The sequence below is a fragment of the Streptomyces sp. NPDC001002 genome (genome assembly GCF_053599215.1).
In genome coordinates this window covers 1-1,155 of sequence record NZ_JBSFLV010000321.1, presented here as the reverse complement: position 1 = coordinate 1,155, position 1,155 = coordinate 1, and the positions used below count along the sequence as shown (strand labels likewise).

General features: G+C 69.6%; 1 protein-coding gene. It reads right to left on the bottom strand.

What is annotated here, in order from left to right; genetic code table 11:
- The coding region (locus ACWDR3_RS47825) for an AMP-binding protein (protein ID WP_450358954.1) at positions 1-1,155 on the bottom strand (1,155 nt) is incomplete at both ends.

The following is a 1,155-nucleotide window of genomic DNA, read 5'->3' as shown; positions in this document are numbered from 1 at the left end:
CGCAGGGAGTTCAGGATCCAGCGGCACATACGCCGCACCCGCCCTCCACACACCCACCATCGCCGCAACCATGTCCACACCCCGCGGCAGACACAAACCCACCACACACTCGCGACCCACACCCAAGGCGCCCAGATACCCGGCAACCCGACTAGCCCGCTCGTCCAACTCCCGATACGTCAACTCCTGTTCACCGCAGACAACCGCCACCGCATCCGGCGTCCGCACCACCTGCGCCTCGAACAACCCCGGCACCATCACCCCCGACGCACCGGAGGCAACCCCCTGCCACTCACCGAGCACCCGGTGCCGTTCCTCCGCACCCAGCACATCAACCGCCGCCAACGACGTCTCGTCGGACGACTCCAACGCAGCCACCACATTGACCACGCTCTCCCGCAACAACCCACACACCCGCTCAGGATCAACCGGCGCCACCGCCTCAACGACCAACCCGAACCCGGAGCCGTCGTCGTCGACGGCCACGTCCAGGGGGTAGTTGGTGCGCTCCCGGGAGAACACCGTCCAGATGCCTTCGACTCCCTCGCGGGTGCGTACGGCGGTCTCCATGTGCCGGTAGTTGAAGATCGACGTGAACAGCGGGCTGCCACCCGGAACACCGCTCGCCGCCTGGGCCAGCGAGAGCGGGGCGTGCTCGTGCACCAGCAGGTCGGCGAGCTGGCGGCGGAGGCCGGTCAGGGCCTCGGCCACGCTCGTCGCGGCGGTGCGGACCCTGATGGGAAGGGTGTTGATGAAGGGGCCCAGGACCCGGTCGGCGCCGGCTCCGGCGTTCATGCGGCCCAGGAGGATGGTCCCGAAGACCACGTCGTCGCGTCCCGACACCACGGCCAACACGCGGGCCCATGCCAGGTGGAACACCGTCGCCGGGCTCACCCCGTGCGCTCGTGCCGCCTCCCGTAGTCGACCCGCCAGCCCCTCGTCCAACGGCAGCCGCGCCTGGACCGACGTCGCCCCGTCGCCGTGGACGTCCATCAGGCCGTACGGCGCGGTCGTCTCAGTCACTTCGCCGAGCAGCTCCGCGAAGTACCGCTCATGCTCCTCACGCGACACACCGAACCGCGCCTGCGCCACCAACTCCCGGAACGGCAACGGCTCCGGCAGGTCGTCACCCCGCCCCTCCATGAACGCCCGCAA